Source organism: Cohnella mopanensis (assembly GCF_022352055.1).
Classification (GTDB): Bacteria; Bacillota; Bacilli; order Paenibacillales; family Paenibacillaceae; genus Cohnella; species Cohnella mopanensis.
On the sequence record NZ_JAKRWM010000010.1, the window covers coordinates 277,395 to 297,777 of the forward strand.

The 20,383-nt window shown below is 50.0% G+C and carries 21 protein-coding genes; 7 read left to right on the top strand and 14 right to left on the bottom strand.

Annotation, left to right across the window (positions count from 1 at the left end; genetic code table 11):
* Positions 1 to 22: 22 nt before the first annotated feature.
* Positions 23 to 1,189, top strand: a complete 1,167-nt coding sequence (gene mnmA, locus L3D05_RS17215; protein WP_255807573.1) for a tRNA 2-thiouridine(34) synthase MnmA — start codon at positions 23 to 25, stop codon at positions 1,187 to 1,189.
* 70 nt (positions 1,190 to 1,259) lie between these two features.
* Here mnmA and L3D05_RS17220 read toward each other — a convergent pair whose 3' ends face one another.
* From L3D05_RS17220 to L3D05_RS17230, 3 genes are all read right to left on the bottom strand, one after another.
* Positions 1,260 to 2,006: a YebC/PmpR family DNA-binding transcriptional regulator gene (locus L3D05_RS17220; protein WP_239617534.1), complete on the bottom strand. Its 747-nt coding sequence runs from the start codon at positions 2,004 to 2,006 to the stop codon at positions 1,260 to 1,262.
* A gap of 160 nt (positions 2,007 to 2,166) precedes the next feature.
* Complete coding sequence (locus tag L3D05_RS17225; protein WP_209743912.1) at positions 2,167 to 2,364, bottom strand: cold shock domain-containing protein; 198 nt, start codon at positions 2,362 to 2,364, stop codon at positions 2,167 to 2,169.
* Positions 2,365 to 2,456: 92 nt separating this feature from the next.
* A complete protein-coding gene (locus L3D05_RS17230) occupies positions 2,457 to 3,173 on the bottom strand; it encodes a class I SAM-dependent methyltransferase (RefSeq protein ID WP_239617535.1) in 717 nt (238 codons plus the stop codon).
* 230 nt (positions 3,174 to 3,403) lie between these two features.
* Here L3D05_RS17230 and L3D05_RS17235 point away from each other — a divergent pair, with 230 nt between their 5' ends.
* Together L3D05_RS17235 and L3D05_RS17240 are read left to right on the top strand one after the other, a co-directional pair.
* Positions 3,404 to 3,637 (top strand): hypothetical protein, encoded by a 234-nt coding sequence (locus L3D05_RS17235; RefSeq protein WP_239617536.1) that lies wholly within the window; start codon positions 3,404 to 3,406, stop codon positions 3,635 to 3,637.
* A gap of 33 nt (positions 3,638 to 3,670) precedes the next feature.
* The gene (locus L3D05_RS17240) at positions 3,671 to 3,850 is read left to right on the top strand and encodes a hypothetical protein (protein ID WP_239617537.1); all 180 of its coding nucleotides are present in this window, start codon (positions 3,671 to 3,673) and stop codon (positions 3,848 to 3,850) included.
* 38 nt (positions 3,851 to 3,888) lie between these two features.
* Here L3D05_RS17240 and L3D05_RS17245 read toward each other — a convergent pair whose 3' ends face one another.
* Entirely contained in the window at positions 3,889 to 4,083 is a 195-nt protein-coding gene (locus tag L3D05_RS17245) for a hypothetical protein (protein WP_239617538.1), read from the bottom strand.
* Between L3D05_RS17245 and pepF the strand changes: the two genes are divergently transcribed.
* Complete coding sequence (pepF, locus tag L3D05_RS17250; protein WP_239617539.1) at positions 4,082 to 5,872, top strand: oligoendopeptidase F; 1,791 nt, start codon at positions 4,082 to 4,084, stop codon at positions 5,870 to 5,872. The two genes, L3D05_RS17245 and pepF, sit on opposite strands and share 2 nt — an antisense overlap.
* A 280-nt stretch (positions 5,873 to 6,152) precedes the next feature.
* Here the strand turns inward: pepF and L3D05_RS17255 are convergent, their stop codons facing one another.
* From L3D05_RS17255 to L3D05_RS17270, 4 genes are all read right to left on the bottom strand, one after another.
* Positions 6,153 to 6,656, bottom strand: coding sequence for a DNA-deoxyinosine glycosylase (locus L3D05_RS17255; protein ID WP_239617540.1), 504 nt, complete (start codon positions 6,654 to 6,656; stop codon positions 6,153 to 6,155).
* Between the two features lie 120 nt (positions 6,657 to 6,776).
* Positions 6,777 to 7,607 carry a carbohydrate ABC transporter permease gene (locus L3D05_RS17260; RefSeq protein ID WP_239617541.1) on the bottom strand — a complete coding sequence of 277 codons (831 nt, stop codon included), beginning with the start codon at positions 7,605 to 7,607 and terminating at the stop codon, positions 6,777 to 6,779.
* The gene (locus tag L3D05_RS17265) at positions 7,607 to 8,488 is read right to left on the bottom strand and encodes a carbohydrate ABC transporter permease (RefSeq protein WP_239617542.1); all 882 of its coding nucleotides are present in this window, start codon (positions 8,486 to 8,488) and stop codon (positions 7,607 to 7,609) included. Before L3D05_RS17265 ends, L3D05_RS17260 begins: the two co-directional genes overlap by 1 nt.
* Before the next feature lie 81 nt (positions 8,489 to 8,569).
* Positions 8,570 to 9,958: an extracellular solute-binding protein gene (locus L3D05_RS17270; protein ID WP_239617543.1), complete on the bottom strand. Its 1,389-nt coding sequence runs from the start codon at positions 9,956 to 9,958 to the stop codon at positions 8,570 to 8,572.
* Positions 9,959 to 10,199: 241 nt separating this feature from the next.
* Between L3D05_RS17270 and L3D05_RS17275 the strand changes: the two genes are divergently transcribed.
* The 3 genes from L3D05_RS17275 to L3D05_RS17285 all read left to right on the top strand — a co-directional run bounded on the left by L3D05_RS17275 (position 10,200) and on the right by L3D05_RS17285 (position 12,713).
* Positions 10,200 to 10,934, top strand: coding sequence for an MBL fold metallo-hydrolase (locus tag L3D05_RS17275; RefSeq protein ID WP_239617544.1), 735 nt, complete (start codon positions 10,200 to 10,202; stop codon positions 10,932 to 10,934).
* Positions 10,918 to 11,481, top strand: a complete 564-nt coding sequence (locus tag L3D05_RS17280; RefSeq protein ID WP_239617545.1) for a TetR-like C-terminal domain-containing protein — start codon at positions 10,918 to 10,920, stop codon at positions 11,479 to 11,481. Before L3D05_RS17275 ends, L3D05_RS17280 begins: the two co-directional genes overlap by 17 nt.
* A 122-nt stretch (positions 11,482 to 11,603) precedes the next feature.
* Positions 11,604 to 12,713: an HD domain-containing phosphohydrolase gene (locus L3D05_RS17285; protein WP_239617546.1), complete on the top strand. Its 1,110-nt coding sequence runs from the start codon at positions 11,604 to 11,606 to the stop codon at positions 12,711 to 12,713.
* Between the two features lie 602 nt (positions 12,714 to 13,315).
* Here the strand turns inward: L3D05_RS17285 and L3D05_RS17290 are convergent.
* The 6 genes from L3D05_RS17290 to L3D05_RS17315 all read right to left on the bottom strand — a co-directional run bounded on the left by L3D05_RS17290 (position 13,316) and on the right by L3D05_RS17315 (position 20,376).
* On the bottom strand, positions 13,316 to 13,969 hold the full coding sequence (locus L3D05_RS17290) for a fumarylacetoacetate hydrolase family protein (RefSeq protein WP_239617547.1): 654 nt from the start codon (positions 13,967 to 13,969) through the stop codon (positions 13,316 to 13,318).
* The gene (locus L3D05_RS17295; RefSeq protein ID WP_239617548.1) at positions 13,962 to 14,729 is read right to left on the bottom strand and encodes a glycerophosphodiester phosphodiesterase; all 768 of its coding nucleotides are present in this window, start codon (positions 14,727 to 14,729) and stop codon (positions 13,962 to 13,964) included. Before L3D05_RS17295 ends, L3D05_RS17290 begins: the two co-directional genes overlap by 8 nt.
* Positions 14,730 to 14,790: 61 nt before the next feature.
* On the bottom strand, positions 14,791 to 16,041 hold the full coding sequence (locus tag L3D05_RS17300; RefSeq protein ID WP_239617549.1) for a CapA family protein: 1,251 nt from the start codon (positions 16,039 to 16,041) through the stop codon (positions 14,791 to 14,793).
* Between the two features lie 112 nt (positions 16,042 to 16,153).
* Positions 16,154 to 17,113, bottom strand: a complete 960-nt coding sequence (locus L3D05_RS17305) for an ROK family protein (RefSeq protein WP_239617550.1) — start codon at positions 17,111 to 17,113, stop codon at positions 16,154 to 16,156.
* Positions 17,114 to 17,115: 2 nt separating this feature from the next.
* Positions 17,116 to 18,708 (bottom strand): beta-N-acetylhexosaminidase, encoded by a 1,593-nt coding sequence (gene nagZ, locus L3D05_RS17310; RefSeq protein WP_239617551.1) that lies wholly within the window; start codon positions 18,706 to 18,708, stop codon positions 17,116 to 17,118.
* A 45-nt stretch (positions 18,709 to 18,753) separates the two neighbouring features.
* Complete coding sequence (locus L3D05_RS17315) at positions 18,754 to 20,376, bottom strand: response regulator (protein WP_239617552.1); 1,623 nt, start codon at positions 20,374 to 20,376, stop codon at positions 18,754 to 18,756.
* Between the last annotated feature and the right edge of the window lie 7 nt (positions 20,377 to 20,383).

The following is a 20,383-nucleotide window of genomic DNA, read 5'->3' on the forward strand; positions in this document are numbered from 1 at the left end:
TTGCAGTAAGGAGAGATGAAAGATGATAGACAATGAGTCTGCTAATCCGTCATTGGATGAGCGATTTCCCGATCCGTCTAAGGTTCGTGTCGTAGTAGGCATGTCGGGCGGCGTGGATTCCTCGGTGACGGCGCTTATATTGAAAAACCAAGGCTTCGACGTAATCGGAGTGTTCATGAAAAACTGGGACGATACGGACGAGTTCGGCGTATGTACCGCGGAAGAAGACGCGGAAGACGTTCGCCGCGTATGCAACCAAATCGGAATCCCTTACTATACGGTTAACTTCGAAGAGGAATACAAAGACAAAGTATTCGAATACTTCCTTGAAGAATACCGCCGGGGAAGAACTCCTAACCCCGATGTCATGTGCAACCGCGAGATCAAATTCGGCGAGTTCCTGCAAAAGGCATTGGATTTGGGCGCGGAAGTCATTGCCACCGGTCACTATGCCCGCGTCGAGCTTCGGGAAGGCAAATACGAGTTGTTGCGGGGCGTCGATACAAACAAAGATCAATCGTATTTCCTCCATGCCCTTAACCAATCGCAATTGGCGCGCGCCATGTTCCCTATCGGCCATCTGAACAAACCGGACGTGCGCAAAATCGCGGACGAGGCCGGATTGGCAACGGCCAAGAAAAAGGACAGCACCGGCGTTTGCTTCATTGGAGAGCGCAATTTCAAGGAGTTTCTGAGCCAATATTTGCCTGCCAAGCCAGGCAATATGGTCGACCTCGTTACGGGCGATATTAAAGGACGCCATGATGGGCTTATGTATTACACGCTCGGGCAACGTCAAGGGCTAGGAATCGGCGGTTCCGGCAATGGCGAGCCTTGGTTCGTGGCGAGTAAGGACTTGGCAAGCAATACGTTGTACGTCGTTCAAGGGGATGCTCATTCCAGCCTTTACTCCGTTGCCTTAACCGCTACGGAAGTTAATTGGATTAGCCCTTCCCTGCCCGTTGAACCGATCCGATGCACCGCTAAATTCCGTTATCGCCAACCGGATCAAGGCGTTACATTAACTCCCCAAGGCAACGGAACTTACCATGTCGAGTTCGACGTTCCGCAGAAAGCGATCACGCCCGGACAAGCCGTCGTCTTCTATGATGGAGCAACTTGCCTAGGCGGCGGTACGATAGATCAAGTCCACATGTTGCAGCCTGCTGCTGTCGAATCAATATCCTAATGTTCAAACGACAAAAAAAGGGGCCGAGAGGCCCCTTTAATGTTTGTACGTTATGTTTACGGTCAAATGCTTAGCCTAAACGGTGCATTTCATCGTCGCTAATCTCGAAATTATGATAGACGTCTTGTACGTCGTCGTTGTCATCGAAAGCTTCCATCATCTTCAATAGCTTATCCGCGTTCTCGCCTTCGGCAGCTACCGTATTTTGCGGCAACCAACGAACTCCCGCCGTCTCGAACGAATAACCCGCCGCTTCAAGGTTGCTCTTCACGGTGTCGAAGTCTTCCGGTGCCGTCAGAATCTCGAAGCTATCTTCTCCTACGACTACGTCTTCCGCTCCGGCTTCCAGCATTTCCATCATGAAGCTATCTTCGTCCCGGTCGTCATCCTCATCGCGTGTAATGACTAGCAAACCTTTCTGATCAAACATGTAGGAAACGCAACCCGATTCCCCCATGTTTCCTCCGCGTTTACCGAAGATCGAACGAACGTCTGCCGCCGTGCGGTTACGGTTATCCGTCAAGCACTTCACCATGATGGCTACGCCGCCCGGACCATATCCTTCATACAGGACATCTTCGTAATCAACGCCGTCGGTACCGCCCGCCGCTTTCTTGATCGCTCTTTCAATATTATCAGCCGGCATTTGGATCGCACGCGCGCTTGCAATGGCGGATTTAAGTCCGGAATTGGCCTCAGGGTTAGTCCCGCCCCTGCGTGCTTGTACGTAAATCTCGCGAGCCAGCTTAACGAAACGATTGTTTTTGGCTTGGTCCGCTTTGCCTTTGCGACCAGCAAAAAGCTTGAATTTTGGCATAACCTTTACCCCCGAGTGACATTAGTATCAATAAAACCCAGAAATAGTGTACCATTATGCCGCCGACAAGGTCAAAGGAATAGACAATAAAACCCCTAGCAAGGGCTAGGGGTTTTACTGCTAATTCGTGATATGATAATAAGTCAACGCATCGCGCGACTTACAGTTTAACCACGTTAGACGCTTGTGGACCACGATTGCCTTGAGTAATTTCAAATTCAACCGCTTGGCCTTCTTCCAAGGTTTTGAAGCCGTCGCCTTGGATTGCAGAGAAGTGAACGAATACATCGTTTCCGTCCTCGATGGAGATAAAACCGTAGCCTTTCTCCGCGTTAAACCACTTAACTGTTCCTCTCAAATGAAAAACCTCCTAAAATCTCGCCGTCAAGCGGCGAATACGATAATTATAACCGAAATTACCCATTTTTGCAAGATAGACGGATTCGTCCATTATGCCAATTTAACCAGTCGTAGCAAGGGACTTTGGACTGGCGTGAAGGGTAATCCGCTAGGCAAATACTCTGCATGGGCAACATCCTCAAGCTCTCTCAAAATATCCGAAATGAAAGAGCAAGGCTCCCATTTCAAGGAAACTAAAGGATATATTCGCAACTCTCCGCCCGGGCGCAATACGCGAATCAACTCCGCTAACGCGTCTGCATGAAATTTCTCCCCGAAAGCGTCTGCGTATAGGAAAAGGAAATGGCTGCACAAGACCAAACCAAACGTATCTGTTTCAAACGGCAAGTTCGGAAGCGAGGCGGCCAAATACCTCGATCTCGCGTCTTCCTTGCGGAAATCTTCCGCGAAGAGCTCCAGGGATCGCTCTCTTAACTTGCGATGTTGTTCCAGGGAGCCGTAGAAGCTCCAGTCGAATTGATCCGAGATCGCCGCGAGTTTGGCGGTAGAAACCTCGATCTCCCGATATCCGGAAGCGATTACGCTCTCGGTGAGTCCTTCGTAGTAAGGATCAGCGGCATACGCGCTTACTCCCATGGCGTTAAGCTGGGCGGTAAACGATGACGCCCCTCCGGCGACATCGAGTACGGGCCCGGCATTCCAGTTCGTCTCGGAAAGATTGAACATCGCGCGATACTCCTCGAATGATCGGCAGGTCGATGCGACTCCGACTTGCGGGTAAGCTTGCAGCGCAGATTTGTTTTCCATTGTTTCGTTCTCCTCTCGGCTCGTCAATCTAAGACTCGGCTCAGCTCGTCTCTTCACATTCCCACTCACCATTACGAAGCAACTTATGCTTCTTTAAGGGTGAATTTGTAGTAGAATCCCATATATCTCATCTTATGTCAACCTATATTTTCCAGCGTTACGTTGATTTCTACGCCCATCTCTTCTATGATGAGAAAAACGGCACGCGATGCCTAGATCAGGAGAAGATTATGTTCACTAAACATACCGTCTATAAGCACGATAACTACAATATGCTGACTGTAGAAGTACAAGGAAAAACGCTCGTCGTAAGGGAAATATCCGATCAATGGGGCGAGATCTGCCACAAATTCGTTAGCCGTCCGGAAATGATGGATTGGGCCGAGAAAAGATTTCTGCCCGAAGATTTCCCCGATGGCGAAGAAGGTCTCCGCGCTACGATGGAGAAAATGAAAGACATCTAATCGCAAACCGCGGGGAAGGAGTTGCGTGCTTTTATGAACTCGGAGTCGAATATCATTTTCATCATTGCATCCTTTAGCTTAGCCGTAGTACTCATTCTGTCCCGGGAGCGTATCCCCGGGCCTCTGCGTCGTCCCATGGCGATCCTATCGATCCTATTCGTGCTCTTCGCCTTCTTCCTAATTGTCTATAGCTTCGTTCGGTTAGGCACATAGCGGCAGGTGAACTGATAATGCGCCTTGGTAAGGACATACTATTCCGGTAACTCATTCCGTTCCCGGAGGCGCTCTATGAAGATTTTCGCTATCTCGCTCTCCGCCACTGCAGTGGTGATTTCGATTCTATGCACCGTCGCGACGACTAACGCCACTTTCGCGACAACCAGAATTTCAATTGCGGAAAATGATTCTAACCCTAGTCCAATAATCAGGAGGTTGAGCTCTCCCATGAGTCAAGTTGCCAAAAGAAAAGAAGTCCTGCAGGAAAATCGTTGGAAATTGGAAGATTTGTATCCGAACCAAGCCGCTTGGGACGCCGAATTCAAACGCGTCAAAAGCGAGCTCGGTGAAATCTCGGCCTATCAAGGCAAGCTTCAGGACGCGGCGTCCATCGCCCGCTGCTTCGCGCTGGAGGATGACCTTTCTCTCTTGACCGAGCGCCTCTACGTGTACGCCAACATGCGCCATCATGAAGATACGGCAGAGCCAAGCTATCAAGCATTGTCTGAGAAATCCAAAAAGATAAGCGTTGAAGTTAGCGAAGCCACTTCTTTCATTACCCCGGAAATACTCAGCTTATCCGAGCAACAATTGACGGACCTTATCGCGGATCCCGCTTTGGCCAAATATAAGCGTACGCTGGAAGAGATGCTTCGTCAGAAGCCGCATATATTATCCAAGAATGAAGAATCGCTGCTTGCACAAGTAGGCAACGTCTCGCAAGCTCCCGGTACCATATTCGGAATGCTGAACAACGCCGATCTTAAGTTCCCGAAAGTGAAAAACGAAAAAGGCGAAGAAGTCGAACTTACGCATGGCCGCTACATTCAGTTTCTGGAGAGCAAAGATCAGAACGTTCGGCGGGAAGCTTTCAAAGCGATGTACGATACTTACGGCAAATGGCGTAACACGTTGGCTTCTACTCTGAATGCCAACGTTACCAAAAACATATTTTATGCGAAAGCCCGCCACTATCCATCGGCATTGGAAATGTCGCTTTTCGGAGATAATATTCCGCAATCCGTATACGACAATTTGATCTCGACGATCCATGAGTATTTGCCGCTCATGCACCGGTACATGGATTTGCGCAAAAAGCTGCTCAAGCTCGACGAGCTACATATGTATGATCTGTTCGCCCCGCTTGTCGAAGAGTTCGATATGGAGATCTCCTACGAGGATGCGAAGAAAAAAGTATACGAAAGCCTCGCGCCTCTTGGAGACGATTACCGCAAAGTGCTGCAAGAAGGCTTCGACAGCGGCTGGATCGACATCTACGAGAACGAAGGCAAGCGTAGCGGAGCTTACAGCTGGGGTGCTTTCGGCACGCATCCGTACGTTCTCTTGAACCATAATGACAACCTGAACAGCATGTTCACGTTGACGCACGAGATGGGTCATGCGCTGCATTCTTATTATTCCGACAGTCACAATGAATATCGCGACGCGCAATATACGATATTCCTAGCGGAAGTAGCTTCCACGCTGAATGAAGCGCTGCTCATGAACAACTTGCTGGAAAAGTCGACGGATCCGAAGGAAAAAATGTACCTTCTCACTTATTACGCCGACCAGTTCCGGACGACCGTATTCCGTCAAACGATGTTCGCGGAGTTCGAGAAAATCATCCACGAGAAAGCGGAAAGCGGCGAAGCGTTAACACCGCAGGAGCTCAGCTCGATCTATTATGACTTGAATTTGCGTTATTACGGCAAGGGCATGGTCGTTGATAAGGATATCGAAATGGAATGGGCTCGTATTCCGCATTTCTACAACAGCTTCTACGTGTACAAATACGCAACGGGTTTCTCCGCCGCGACGAGCTTCGCCAAGCAAATCCTGGACGAAGGAAAGCCTGCGGTCGATCGCTACCTCGGCTTCTTGCAAAGCGGCGGCAAAGATTACTCCATCAATATCCTGAAGAAAGCCGGAGTCGATATGTCGACGCCGGAACCTATTCGCCAAGCGATGAGCGTATTCGAAGGGCTTATTGAACAAATGGAGCAATTGACGAAGTAAAAGCAATATCAATCTCGTGGGAGATTGCGTTCCTTGCCACTCGAATCCTTCTCCCTCGCCTTCCAGCATCCCGTTAGCGGCTTAAACACGCTTGATCGGCTCTTGCCTACTTCGCATGGCACGGCAAGCAGCACGCGGCTCATATCACGTCCTTAAGGCAACGCGAGGGCTGGTAATCGAGCTGAAATACGTAGAGGCTGTCTCATAAGTCATTTATGAGCAGCCTCTTTTTGTTATAGATCAGAGTCACAACAATGCGGGATCGAGCAAAATCGAAAAATTATATGTCCAACAATACCCGCCAAGCTGCCAGCCGATCATCGAAACCTCTGTAATCCTTCGTGGGGATCGGGCTCGTCGAAGGCAGGCGAAGCAGCTTTCTTCCCATGATTTCCGGGTGCGAACCGTAATGCTTCTTCAGCTCCGAATACGATTTCGTGCCGTTGCAGACAAGAGCTTCTACATTGGGATATTGGGCTAGCAACCCCGGAAGATCATTCGGGACGGCCCCCTTGATGTCGCTGTCCAGGCTCCCTTCCCGCTCGCAGCTCGCGATGACGTCCCACAAGGCAACCCCGTGATCCATTGCGAATCGGAGTCTCTCTTCATACCCCGTATCCGGCCTCCTGCCCTCCCCGAACAACGCGTACACGATCGGCCACAAATAATTGCGGGCGTTCCCGTAATATTGTTGGGATCTCAAGGATGCGACGCCCGGCATGCTACCCAGGATCAATATTCGCGAGCCGGTATCGATAACCGGCGGAAATGAGGAAACGATCAAATCGGTGCCCTCCCCTTCGCTTTGCTCCACCTATTTTCTCATGAATCGTTCCGAAAAAACAAAAAAGCGCGAATCTCTTTAGGAGAAGGCGCTAGTTCGTTCGTATTGAAGATTTCCCACTTAGCCTTTAACGCCACCCGCGGTCAATCCTTCGATGATCGTTTTTTGCAAGAACGCGTAGATAACCAGAATTGGCAATACGCTAATTACGATACCGGTAAATACCAAGGGATAACTCGTTTGGAACGCGTCGCGGAAACCGACCATTCCGGTCGGGAGCGTGCGCAAGTTGTCCTTGCTAATGAAAAAGTTCGAGAGCAAATATTCGTTCCAGTTTCCTAGAAGGTTAATGATAAATACCGTTACGAGTGCCGGTACAGTCAACGGAAGGATAATTCTAAAGAAAGATCCGATAACCCCTAGCCCGTCCACAATTGCCGCTTCTTCCATTTCCTGAGGGATAGCCTTCATGAAAGCGACGATAAGCAATACGCTGAACGGCAACGCCCCCGCCGTATAAGGCAAGAACAAGGCCCAGTGGGTGTTGAGGATTCCCATTTTCTGAACAAGAATATATTGCGCGATAAACAGTACGTTACCCGGTATGAGCATCCCCAGCAAAATAAACTGATAGATGATCTTGCTCATACGTTTTAATCTCATGCGGGCGATGGCATAAGCTGTCATTGCGGAAAGCAGGATAGCAGCAACGGCAGCCGACAAGGATAGATAGGCGCTGTTAAAGAAATAACGGCTGATTTTCGCTTGCGACCAGGCATCCGCGAAATTCTCGAACATCAGCTTTTTCGGCAAACCGAATGGCGCAGTTACGATCTGATCGTTCGTTTCTTTTAAGGACGAGAGCAACACGAACACGAAAGGAAACAAAATAATGAATACGTAGACGATCAGCACGAGATGGGGCAAGACTTTTTTTATGACTTTAGGCATCAGTACTCGACCCTTTCCTGCCTTCTGGCAAACACGATTTGGTAAATCGCCGTCAAGAGCAAGGCGATGGCGAAGATCATGATGGAGAGGGCGGTGCCATAACCATATTCACCGTACTTCATCGCTTTATTGACCATATAAGAAGCCATAACTTCCGTTGCGCCAGCCGGACCTCCGTTCGTCATAACAAGGACGATGTCGACGACTCGCATCGCGCCGGCGATGGAAAGCATTACTACTATCGATATAACAGGCATGATGAGCGGTGTCGTAATCCGGACTGCTCTTTGGAAGCCCGTTGCCCCATCGATCTCCGCCGCCTCGTTGATTTCCTTCGGAATAGCCAAAATGGCTGCGAGCACTAATACGATATAAAATCCCATCCACTGCCAAGCATTCGTAATCAGAATGGAGAGCAGCGCCCATTTCGTATCGGATAACCAATAAATCGGTTCAATGCCGAACCAACTAAGAAATTTGTTGAAAAACCCGATGCTCGGATGATACATGAAACCCCACAAAATACCGATAATCGATGTGGACAAAATGGAAGGCATAAATACTGTCGTCTTGTAAAAACCCTGCAAACGTTTTACGCCGCTAATAAGCAGCGAGAACAGAATAATCAAAGGAACTTGTAAGAAAACCGAGAAAAGAATGAAAAACATGTTGTTTTTGACGGAAATCCAGAAATCGTCATCCTGAAACGCTCGTTCGAAATTTCCGAAACCGATAAAATTAGCAGTCGTCAATGCGTTCCAATCCGTTAATCCGTAATAAGCCGATTGGATGACGGGATAAATAAAGAACAATCCGTACAGGCCGATCGTCGGCAGTACAAAGAGCAGGTATACATATGGATTTCTCAAAGTTTTGTTCATGGTTCCCCCACCCTGATGACGAGAGAGGAACCGCCCAATCTGAGCGGGCGGAACCTCGTCGTCGTTATCGCTGAATTAGGACTATTTCAAAGCTGCTAGTTCTTTATCTTGAGCCTGTTGGATCGCTTCAACTGCTTTTTGCGGATTGGACTTGCCGGCGATCAGGTTTTGAATTTGTTTTTCGAATTCGCCGTTTACAGGTCCTGCTACGAGAGAATCGAAATGCGGGAATACGGTTCCGGCAGCAGCGTTGTTCGCCAATACTTCTTTCATAACCGGATCTTCGGAAGTCAGCTTCGAAGCGTCTACTTTCATGGAAGGCAATACGCCGTCTTCTTTGAAGCCGCGAACTTGGTATTCTTCGGAATAAAGATTTTTGATGAACGCTTTAATAGCCGCTTTTTCGTTGTCGTTCACATCGGAAGAGAACGCGTATCCGTTGTTTTGGTTGTAGTTAACTGCGGTTTGGTCGCCTTTGCCGCCCGTTACAGCAGGGAATGCAAAGTAACCAACTTTACCGTTAAGAGATTTACCTACGCCTTCTGGAGAGAAGGTAGACGCACGCCAAGTGCCGTCGAACAAGAATGCTGTTTTGCCAGCGATGAATTCGTTCGTTTGGCCAGTGTAGTCGATACCTAGTTCACCTTTAGTGAAGTATCCTTTTTTGATCCACTCTTCATATTTCGCGAATGCGGCAACAACTTCAGGCTCAGTCAATTTGCGAGTACCGTTTGCTACGCCTGCTTGGATATCAGGACCAGCATAACGAGCGATCAGCGTGTTCACGAGCATGAATGGTACCCAAGCAGCTTGAGATCCCATTGCGATCGGAGTAATACCTTTGCCTTTCAGAGTCTCGAACGCAGCTTCGAGCTCTTCAAGCGTTTTTGGAACCGCGATGCCGTTAGCCTCAAGAAGTTCCTTATTGTAGAACCATCCCTCTGAGCTAGCACCGAGTGGCAATCCGTAAGTTTTTCCGTCTACGTTAAACGTGGAAGTGTCCGTAAACTTGTCTTTGATTCCGAGCTCATCGAGGATCGGAGTTAGATCGAGCAATTTGTTAGCGCGAGCATACTTCTGACCTTCCGCTGGACCGCCGAACACGTCGAAGATTTTAGGAGGGTTGCCCGCCGCCATTTCAGCCGGAAGCTTTGTCCAACGGTTGAAGCTATCTTCAACCGCGTCAAGTTCAAAGTTTGCTCCAGGCACTTCTTCTTCGGATTTTTTAACGACTTCGTCAAGAATCGCTTTACGGAACTTTTGCAATTCACCGATTTGGATGTGACGCAGGGAAACATCGAATCTCTCCACGCTAGCCGGCGCCGATGCCGATTCGCTAGGGCTGTTGCTTGCAGGAGTGCTTGCACTTGCAGATGGCGATGCTTCGTTTTTGTTGTTGCCGCCGCAAGCAGTCAGTACAGATGACAACATGACAACGGATGCAACTGTAGTAAGTAGTTTCTTTTTCACTTCTTTGACCTCCCAAAAGGTTGTTTGATACTTACACCCTTATTGTAAAAGCAAACTCTCCCAAAGTAAGGGAGTCAAACAGCTAACGGAGGGATAAGATCATCTTGCGCATGAAACAAGCGTTTTTCCCCCTATTCGTTGTCCATCAGCGGGTTTTTCCGAAAACCATAAAAATGCCCATTGCATAAACTAATGATATTAGTTATTATAATAATACAATTAGTTTATGGAGGCGTTAACTATGAGAAAGACGACTTGGGGAACCGTAACCCAACTGATTTTTATGCCTAGATTGTTCCCATTGAACTGTTATCTAGTAGAAGAAGAAGACGGAATTACGCTGATCGATGCGTGCATGCCCTTCGTCGCTAAAGGAATCCATAAGGCGATCCAAGCGACGGGCAAACCTCTCGCACGAATACTGATCACGCATGCTCATGAAGATCATATCGGCGCCGTTCCCTACTTAAAAGAAAAGTATCCCCATGCCCGAATCGGAATGTCCAGCCGCGAAGCGGCCATTCTGAGCGGCAACCGTTCCCTCCTGCCTCACGAACCACAAACTCCGCTTAAAGGCGGCTTGCCGAAAAAAGCGTTATTCGCCCCCGACTTCTTGATCGAGGACAACGACCGCGTAGCATCGTTAATCGCCGTATCGTCCCCGGGCCATTCTCCCGGCCACCTCGCTTTTCTGGAACCGGGAAGCCAAACGCTGATCGCCGGCGATGCTTTCCAAACCAAAGGCGGATTTGCCGTCTCAGGCCACGTGAAGTGGGCGTTCCCTTTCCCGGCGTTAGCAACGTGGCATGCGCCGACAGCCATCGAGACTGCCAAGAAGCTGCTGCTGCTTAACCCGACCGTTCTTGTCGTGGGTCATGGGCCCGCGCTCATTCAGCCTTCCGTCTCGATAAAGCGCGCCATCGCCGATGCACAACTTAGAGTCAATGGAGGCAAGGCAAATGCGAGCAGGTATTAAACCCGAGATCGTCATCGCGACAGCCGCTGACATTGCCGACCGAATCGGTTGGGAACAAATCACCTTAGCGAACGTAGCAGGCCAATTAGGCATTAAAACCCCTTCCTTATATAATCATGTTGAAGGATTACCCGATTTGCGCCAGAAGTTAGCCTTATACGCTTCCGAGCAATTGCGGGACCAGCTTCATGACGCGGCCATCGGCCACACCGGCAAACAAGCGTTCATCGAGGTCGGCAAAGCTTACGTTGCCTTTGTTCGCCAGCATCCCGGTCTATACGAAGCCATAAACCGTGTATCCGAGCCGAAACCCCAGATGTTCGAGCAGACCTCAGAAGCCATCTTGAATCTGTTCATTCGGCTCATGCAACCGCTCGGCATCCCCTCGGAGGAAGCCGTTCACGCGATACGCGGTTTACGCAGCATGGTGCACGGCTTCGCTTCGTTGGAGGCAATGGGCGGGTTCCAAATGCAGGAAGACTTAATGGAGAGCTTATCCAAAACCATCACCTACTATATCGACGGCTTAAGTAAACACTTCAACTAAAACAGCCCTATTCTCCTAAAAGCAACTTTTTCGATTCGAAAAAGTTGTTTTTTAACGTAAAAGGGCAGGATTCGACAATACTCTCGCGAATAATGGAAAGGAAGGCTAAGGAGTGAAATACGTTGTACAAAAATGAGCTGTCGCCGGAAGATTTATTACGGATTATATTTGACTATACGGCCAAAATCGCCAGCGAGCGAAAATTGAATGAAGTGCTAGTCCTTATGGCCAACATGGGTCGGGAAATGATTCTATCCGATCGATGCACGGTTTGGCTGATCGACTTGCCGAATCATGAGTTATATACGACGGTGGCGCACGGCGTCGACGAAATCCGCATTCCTTACGGTACAGGTTTTGTCGGAAGCGCGATCATTTCTGGAGAGCCTATCATCATCGATGATGCTTACGGTGATCCGAGGCACAACTCCGAGAATGACCGAAAGACGGGTTACCATACGAAATCGATTATCACCGTCCCGTTCCGCAACAACGACGGCGAAATCATCGGAGCTTACCAAGCCATTAACAAGTTGACCGCCATCGGCCATTTCACTGCGATGGACTTAGACTTACTCTCACTGGCTGCCTCGTATGCCGGCAAATCGCTCGAGTCCGTCATGCTCCATCAGGAGATTATCGATACCCAGCGCGAGATTATATCGGCGATGGGTGAAATCGGTGAAATCCGATCTAAGGAAACAGGCAATCACGTTAGACGTGTCGCCGAGTATTCTTATATCCTTGCACTCGGCCTAGGCCTCGGCACGAGCCAAGCCGAATTGCTGCGCACGGCTTCCCCGATGCACGACATCGGTAAAGTCGCGATTCCGGATGCGGTATTAAACAAACCGGGCAAATTGACGGCTGAAGAGTACGACCTTATTAAATCTCATACGGACATCGGACACCACTTACTTCGGGGCTCCCGAAGAGAGCTGCTGCGCACCGCCTCTATCGTAGCCGAGCAGCATCATGAGAAATGGGACGGCAGCGGTTATCCGTTAGGAAGAAAAGGCGAGGAAATCCATATTTTCGGACGAATCACCGCTGTTGCCGATGTATTCGACGCCTTAAGCGCAGAACGGGTATACAAGGCAGCATGGCCATTGGAAAAGATCGAGAGCTTATTCCGCAAGGAACGTGGCCATCACTTCGATCCGGCCGTGGTCGACGTATTCTTCGCAGAGCTGCCGAAGCTGCTTAAAGTACGCCAGCAACTCACCGATTGAGAGACTTCCTAGAAATAAGCTTGTTAGGCAGGCTTAAATTGCCAAAATGCTGATGAGCGCATGAATTAAGCCTGTTCGGCAGGCTTAAATTGCCAAAATGCTGATGAGCGCATGAATTAAGCCTGGTCGGCAGGCTTAATTTGCCAAAATGATGATGAGCGCATGAATTAAGCCTGGTCGGCAGGCTTAATTTGCCAAAATGATGATGAGCGCATGAATTAAGCCTGGTCGGCAGGCTTAATTTGCCAAAATGATGATGAGCGCATGAATTAAGCCTGTTCGGCAGGCTTAAATTGCCAAAATGCTGATGAGCGCATGAATTAAGCCTGCTCGGCAGGCTTAATTTGCCAAATTGCTGATGAGCGCATGAATTAAGCCTGCTGGGCAGGCTTAAATTTCCAAAATGCTGGTGGGCTCATGAAATAAGCTTGCTTGGCAGGCTTAATTTGCCAAAATGTTGATGAACTCCTTGAATTAAGCCTGCTCGGCAGGCTTAATTTTCCAAAATGCTGGTGGGCTTCGCAGTCCTAGGACTGTTGTACACGTTTGTATCGAGTTGTCAGATAAGCATGAAAATATGGATTTTTTACATTCTCATGACTTTACCCCTCAAATTTTGTCATCGCTACACCCAAGCTCGTCTCGTTCCACCAAACGTCCAGCTTGTCTCCGTCGTTCAGCTCGCCTACCCCTTCGGGTGTTCCCGTGAAGAGAATATCCCCCGTTCCCAAGCCATAATTCCGGCCTACGAAATCCACGATTTGCTGCAAATTGAATACCATATCCCGCACATTTCCGCGCTGTACCTCTTTACCATTCAATCTCAAGCCGAAATCATTTTCCGCCATAGCCTTTAAACCCGGATAGTTCAGCCAACGTCCGAGCGTCGCCGAATTGCGGAAGCCTTTAGCTGCCAACCATGGCTGCCCTTTCGCCTTCAGTTGGTCTTGAACGTCTCTAAGCGTAAAATCCAAACCCACCGTAAACGAAGTAATGATCTCATCGCAAGAAATGCCAGGCTCGTACGGTTTTCCTACGGCGAAAACGAGCTCCGCTTCGTAGTGGATACTCCCTTGCGATCCCGGAATCGCGATGATCCCTTCAGACATATCCGTAGCGGCATGGGTCGGTTTAGTGAAGATCATCGGAGAAGCCGGAACTTCGTTGCCAAGCTCTGCGGCATGAAGCCGATAATTTCTTCCGACGCAATAAATGTTGCGCAAGTTGGAGAAGGAAAGCTGATCATGATTATTCATGGGATGGATTCTCTTCTTTCATTACGGACAACCAGCGGTCCGGGTAGTTCGTGCACAGTTGAAACGGCTCAGAGCGGGTCGCTAACCTACGCAAATCGCCAATCGAATTAACCGTCCAAGCCATAACATCGATTGAGGCTTCCGACGTCTGTTCCAGCAAGGTCTCGTCGATATGCCTGAAACCGATGGAGAGATAGGTCGCGTCTAACGAGATCAACGTCTGAACGAGATGCTCGGGGCGTTCATCGATAATAAGCCCCAACCTTAAAGAGGGTGAATACCGACGAACGGCCCGAAGAATATCCGTGCGGAATGAAGTCACAATGATCTTATCCTCTAAACGGTGGGAACGAATGACCTCTACCGCCCGTTTTGCCAATAGGTCATGATCGGAATCGTCGCCCTTCAGCTCGACGTTTAGTAGGCATTTACCGGTTGTAGCGTTTAACACTTCATCAAGCGTAGGTACTCCTTCCGATGAGAAGGAAGAGTGAAACCAGCTGCCTGCATCCAATTTGCCCAGCTCTTCGGCTGTATGATCAATGACCCGGCCCTCGCTGTTCGTTGTCCGTTTCAAAGTGCTATCGTGAATAACGACCGGAACCTCATCCCGCGAAAGATGGACGTCTAGCTCGATCCATCCGACGTGGGCTTGGCTAATCGCCAAGTGAAAAGCAGCCATCGTGTTCTCGGGCGCTTTGCCCGAGAAGCCGCGATGGGCAACGCACGGGTGAAGATTAGCGAGACTTTTACCATTCATGGTGCCGACCCCTTTAATATGAAATCGAAAAGGCAAGTTTCGTAATCCTTTTACAAAACTTTTAATGCCGTGCCACAATAGTCCCATCCTCCTCTACGGATACTCCGTAGGATAATGCCGATAGGCGTGCCAACAAAGCCTTTCCTTCCTTGTCTTCCATTGGCGCAGGCTGCGAGTTGGTCGCGAACATCGGTGCGAATTTTAATGAGCATGCTCCGTCCTTACTACATTCCGCGTTTAACACGCCTGTTTCCGATGATTTGGTTGAGGTAGTCGAGAAAACGAAATTGCCTAAGCTATATGCGATCCATTTGCCCTTATATGCCTCAAAGCCTTGCAATACATGAGGATGGCCTCCGATGACCAAGTCGGCTCCGGCATCGACGAAGCGATGGGCTAAATCCGTCTGATGGCTGACCGGACGGTCTTCGCGTTCCACTCCCCAATGGACCATAACGACAACAATATCCGCATTTTGCTTAGCTTCCTTGATCGCGGCGACCGCGCGATCGGGAGAGTATGCTTCCGCGACTCCCGGATGCGTCCGGTCCGCTTTCCAAGACACTTCCGGCACGACCCGCGTCACGCTGACGTAACCTATAGTAAACCCTTTGCTCTCTATGTATGCAGGCGCGAACGCCTCGCGATCGTCGTTACCCGATCCCGCATGTTTTAACCCGGCATCGTCCAGAGCATCCATCGTGTCGCTAAGCCCTTCCCAACCGTAATCCAACGTATGGTTGTTAGCGAGCGATAAGAAGTCGAAGCCGGCCTCCTTCAAGGCTGGAATGGCTTCCGCGCTTCCCCGAAACACATACTGCTTGTTCAACGCGGGAGTGCCCCTTGTCGTAATCGGCGTTTCAAGATTGCCTGCCGTTATATCCGCAGCCTCCAAAGTAGCTTTGGCTTCCCGGAACGGATAGTCAAAGCCGTTGGACTTCATTAGCTCGAGCACTCTCGCCGCAGGCAAAATGTCGCCGACGAAAGAAAGCGATATTTTATCGGCTTGTTGTTCCGGCTCGGTGTACCCCCCTTCTTCTTCCGTCTTGGATGATGGAGCAGAATTCGTTGATTCGTCCGTGGATTCCGGAGAAGTGGACTTATCGGAGCTTCCCGAAGGCGAAGCGACGCTTTGCGCCTGTGAATTACCGGATGGGGATGGCCCCTTATGATCGTCATTGGACTTCCATATGAATAAAACAACCGCGACGATACAGCTTAATAATATTCCGTTCACGACGAGCAGAAGCCGCGTTTTACTTCGTCGTCTCGATTTCTCTTTATTATGCGTACGCGACCGTGAATAGGTCATATTGGCACCTGTCCCTCCGTCTCTCTTGCCCGTTATTATACAACATGGAATCGGAAAAGACGATTTCCCCGCACCATAATCGGGAGGAAAATCGCCTTTATTCGCACTTATTTTACGAGATTAGCCGTTTAGCGGCATATTCCGCGCTGCCATAAAGCCCGGAGTCATCCCCTAACGAAGGGGGAGCGACGAGAAGCCTCTCACGATACAGAGGATGTAAGCTTTCCGCTACGTATTTCCTTAACGGCCCGAAAAATACGTCTCCGGCAGCTGCCACTCCTCCGCCTATGATGATCACATCGGGGCTAAGCAGGGCAACGGAAGGGATGAGCACCCTCGATAACCAATTCGCCGTTCTCTGGAACACTTGCCCGGCAAATGCGTCTCCATCGTCATAAGCTTGCCATACGTCCTTGGAAGTGAGCTCTTCACGCATATGGGCGGGAAAACGATCCGCTAGAAGTCCAACCCAGCCCGCGGATAATCCATCCTGCGCTTGGCGGACGATGCCTGAAGCGGAGACGACCGTCTCCAAGCAGCCTTTCATCCCGCAACCGCACATGTACGGAATATCCGGGTAGGCGATATGACCGATTTCTCCGGCCAAACCTCCTGCCCCCCCGTGAAGATGACCGTTCGTTACCCATGCGGATGCCATGCCCGTACCTAGCGTGACTCCTAGAATATGCGAAAATCCTTGGCCTGCGCCTCTTAACGATTCTCCATATACGATCATTCTCACGTCGTTCTCGACGGTAACGGGAACCCCGATTAACTGGCGTAGCCGTTCCGCGACGGGAATATCGTTAAAGGGCAAGTTAGCTGCAGTAACGAGTCCCGTCTCCGCATTAATAAACCCAGGAAGCCCTATTCCCACGGTGCTCAGGCGCTGCTCGGATACATTCTCGACAATGAGAAGCTCCCTGCATAAGTCCGCCAATTGCTGCAATAGCTCCTGCGAGCTCGTCTTGACCGTTCGCGTCTTACTTTTTCGCAACAGCTTGCCGTCCGCTCCGAACAGTCCGGTTACGACGTTCGTACCTCCCACGTCCATCCCAATCCGGTAGCCCATGCCTACTCCTCCGCGGATACACGTGAGTATTGTCCGATCGTTACCGGGAGCTTCGCAGTAACGGGAAGCTGCCCGGATAGAACTCCGGCCAACGCTGTCATCATGGCTGGCTTGTTCTCGTAAGTACACAGGTATGTGGACACTTCCGGTGCAACCAGGAGATCGTATGGGGTTCTTGTGGATACCCAGACGAATGAATAATTGCCTTTCGCAGACAGCTCCCGTATCAATTCCGATTGCTCGCGCGAGAATCCCGCGTCGTAAGAAGCGAACACGACCGTCTTGCAACCTTCAGTAGCCGCGATTACCGCTTCTACATCATCGGATGTCGGCTTAAGGCCTATTCTGACTTCCCGAACGTCATATCCTGCTTGTTTGAGCGCAGCCCCTAACGTCCACTCCTGCGCGATCACTTCGATAACCTCGGTCCAGACTCTAGCTTCGGTCCAGACGACGACCGTAGTGCCTTCCTTAGATAAAGGAAGGTTCCCTTCACCCTTGACTACCGTGACCGCCGATTCGCTAAGCTGGCGTTGCACTTCTTCCGCGCGTAGTCGGTTCGTTGCCGGAAGGACATCGTGGAACAACCCCCGATTGTGCTTCAATTCCCATATTCTGCGCGCGGCTTCCTCGATTCGTGCTTCCGGAATTTCTCCCGTCATGACCGCTTCCATCACCGCTTCCAGCGCCGCCTTCTGACGAACCAGACGATGGCTTACGAGAATGAGATCAGCCCCCGCTTTAATGGCCTCAACCGCTCCGCGAGCAACTCCGATCGTCTCGGCAATCGCGTTCATCTCCAAGCAATCCGTCACGATGACTCCATCAAAACCAAGCTGGTTGCGCAGTAGCCCCGTTAAGATCCGCGCGGAGAGAGTCGCGGGAATGTTGTCCGGTTCAAAAGCAGGGAATACGACGTGAGCCGTCATAATGGCATCCGTGCGCTGTTCAATCGCCCGGCGGAAAGGGAGCAGTTCCACTTCGTTTAGCCGGCCGACATCATGAGGCACTAGCGGAAGATCATAGTGGGAATCCACCGCCGTATCGCCATGGCCCGGAAAATGCTTAGCGACGGCAACAACTCCGCCTTCCCGGTACCCATGTATGGCTGCCACTCCTAGATCCGCAACGCGATTAGGATCTTCGCCATAGGAACGAACCCCAATAACCGGATTTTGCGGATTATTGTTCACGTCCAAGCATGGAGCAAAGTTCATGTTAATCCCGATTTCCCGCAGCTCCGCCCCGGACCATTTCGCCGCTTCGAAAGTCAGGTCCGCATCCCCTGCAGCCCCTTGCGCCATCGCGCCAGGCATCACCGTCACGCCATCCTCTAGACGGACGACCATTCCGCCTTCCTGATCGATCGCGATAAACAAAGGGTCGGCAGATGCTTTCTGAAGCTTCGCGGAAAGCGCCTTAACCTGGGAGGCATCGCGAAGGTTTCGCCTGAAGTAAATGATCCCGCCAATTCCGTAATCCTTGATCAAATCTATGATCTCTTTTGTAGGCTCCAACCCTTCGAATCCACACATGAAAATCTGTCCGATCTTCTCCTTCAGGTCAAGCTGTTCAAAAGTTCTATTCAATGCCATTATACTCTCTCCCTTTATCGTCCCTCTTCGTTCAGTTCAACCTTCCTAATTCGTCCATGCCGGAGGCTCCGCTCCGGATTGATTCTGCTGCCGTTCCCGATATTCCGACGGTAACATCCCCGTATATTTACTGAACACTCTAGTGAAATAACGTCTTTCCGCATAGCCGACCATCTGGCCGACTAATGTCACGCTCTTATCGCTTAAAGCGAGCAAAGATTTGGCCATTTCCATTCTTTGCTTCGTGACGTATTCAACGAATGTTTCTCCGAAGTGTTGCTTGAACAGTAAGCTGAAATAGCTGCCGCTGATGCCCAAATATTCCGCTAGCAAATCTATGCTTAACTCTGCCGACAAGTTGCGTTCGATATAATCTCTCGCCGAGAGCATAAGAACGTCGCTCGTCTTTTTCTTCATTACGCTCTCAATCGATTGGTCCACCAGCCGGTTAATAACCATTAGAGTTTCACGAATCCCATGATGCTGATCGATCTGGCTCCAGATCGCGATTTCCTCTTCCCGGCTGATGACTTCCATTTCTCGCATTTCCCTGAGCAAATGAATACACAAATAATGAACGATTGGAGCCACTCTTTCGAACGACGTCTCCGGCAGCAACCGAAAGCTATCGTTCAACTCCTTCAACGCGGATTCGGTTCGGCGGCGGTCGCACCGCTTCAATCCGGTAACCATCTCTTCTATGCGGTCCCATAGCTGCTGGGAAGTGTCGGCATTCCCTCTGACCTTCTCGGACAAGATGACGTTCGTATTGGCCGTAGGAGTCAGATTAAGCGAACGTTGTAAGCTCTTATAGGTTTTAGCAAGCTGCTTCAAGCTCACTTCGGATGGATGAACCGCGATGCGTATGTTCAGCTTAAGATAACTTTCCACCGCTTGGCGAAGTTTCTCCGCCCATACTAAGCACTGTTCGCGGTCATAAAGATCCGGAGGGACTCGTTCGATTAGCACGCACCATTCTCCGCTTCTCACTTGCAAGACGGAATGCGGTACTTCGAAAGAATTGAGATTTTCCTGCAAAATGTTATGGATCGCGAAATTCCAAAGCTTGCGTTCCTTGTCGTCCCATGATCTTTCCCTTTTGGAATAATCCGCGACATCGACCAGCATCATCGCGAACGCCAAGTTTTCCGATTCCGTATCGTCCAGCTTCAGGAAAGGTCGGCTGGCGGATCCGCCGAGATCGATTATGCGATCATAAAGCACCTTCTCGTAAGCGAGATGAAAAACCTGTTTCCACTCCTGTTGCATGGAGTGCTGCTCCAAGCTTCTTTCCCGAATACCCAAGGTCAACCGCTTGATCGTTTCCGCAAGTTCTTCGTAGTCGATCGGCTTTAGAATATAATCCTTCACTTCATAACGAATAACCGAACGCACGTAGCTAAAGTCCTGATAACCCGTCATCATGATCACTTCGGCTTCCGAGTCGAACTCGCGAAGAGCGCCTAGAAATTCAATTCCATCCATGACCGGCATGCGAATATCGCATAGGATGAGATGCGGGCGTTTCAATCTGGCCATTTCCAGCGCTTGCTCGCCGTTACGAGCCGTACCGATTAAATCGATATCGAGAGCATCCCATGGAATAACCGCGGTTAAATTTTTTAGAATATTAACTTCATCATCCACCAATAGGGCTTTAAGTCTCATAAGCAAA

Excerpts from the sequence above, each read along its gene's own strand:
- L3D05_RS17280 (WP_239617545.1), top strand. The coding sequence starts at position 10,918 with ATGCGAGCAGGTATTAAACCCGAGATCGTCATCGCGACAGCCGCTGAC.
- L3D05_RS17235 (WP_239617536.1), top strand. The coding sequence starts at position 3,404 with ATGTTCACTAAACATACCGTCTATAAGCACGATAACTACAATATGCTG.
- L3D05_RS17315 (WP_239617552.1), bottom strand. The coding sequence starts at position 20,376 with ATGAGACTTAAAGCCCTATTGGTGGATGATGAAGTTAATATTCTAAAA.
- L3D05_RS17295 (WP_239617548.1), bottom strand. The coding sequence starts at position 14,729 with ATGAATGGTAAAAGTCTCGCTAATCTTCACCCGTGCGTTGCCCATCGC.
- L3D05_RS17240 (WP_239617537.1), top strand. The coding sequence starts at position 3,671 with ATGAACTCGGAGTCGAATATCATTTTCATCATTGCATCCTTTAGCTTA.
- L3D05_RS17245 (WP_239617538.1), bottom strand. The coding sequence starts at position 4,083 with ATGGGAGAGCTCAACCTCCTGATTATTGGACTAGGGTTAGAATCATTT.
- L3D05_RS17230 (WP_239617535.1), bottom strand. The coding sequence starts at position 3,173 with ATGGAAAACAAATCTGCGCTGCAAGCTTACCCGCAAGTCGGAGTCGCA.
- pepF (WP_239617539.1), top strand. The coding sequence starts at position 4,082 with ATGAGTCAAGTTGCCAAAAGAAAAGAAGTCCTGCAGGAAAATCGTTGG.
- nagZ (WP_239617551.1), bottom strand. The coding sequence starts at position 18,708 with ATGGCATTGAATAGAACTTTTGAACAGCTTGACCTGAAGGAGAAGATC.
- L3D05_RS17260 (WP_239617541.1), bottom strand. The coding sequence starts at position 7,607 with ATGCCTAAAGTCATAAAAAAAGTCTTGCCCCATCTCGTGCTGATCGTC.
- L3D05_RS17290 (WP_239617547.1), bottom strand. The coding sequence starts at position 13,969 with ATGAATAATCATGATCAGCTTTCCTTCTCCAACTTGCGCAACATTTAT.
- L3D05_RS17265 (WP_239617542.1), bottom strand. The coding sequence starts at position 8,488 with ATGAACAAAACTTTGAGAAATCCATATGTATACCTGCTCTTTGTACTG.
- mnmA (WP_255807573.1), top strand. The coding sequence starts at position 23 with ATGATAGACAATGAGTCTGCTAATCCGTCATTGGATGAGCGATTTCCC.
- L3D05_RS17305 (WP_239617550.1), bottom strand. The coding sequence starts at position 17,113 with ATGGGCTACCGGATTGGGATGGACGTGGGAGGTACGAACGTCGTAACC.
- L3D05_RS17300 (WP_239617549.1), bottom strand. The coding sequence starts at position 16,041 with ATGACCTATTCACGGTCGCGTACGCATAATAAAGAGAAATCGAGACGA.
- L3D05_RS17220 (WP_239617534.1), bottom strand. The coding sequence starts at position 2,006 with ATGCCAAAATTCAAGCTTTTTGCTGGTCGCAAAGGCAAAGCGGACCAA.
- L3D05_RS17275 (WP_239617544.1), top strand. The coding sequence starts at position 10,200 with ATGAGAAAGACGACTTGGGGAACCGTAACCCAACTGATTTTTATGCCT.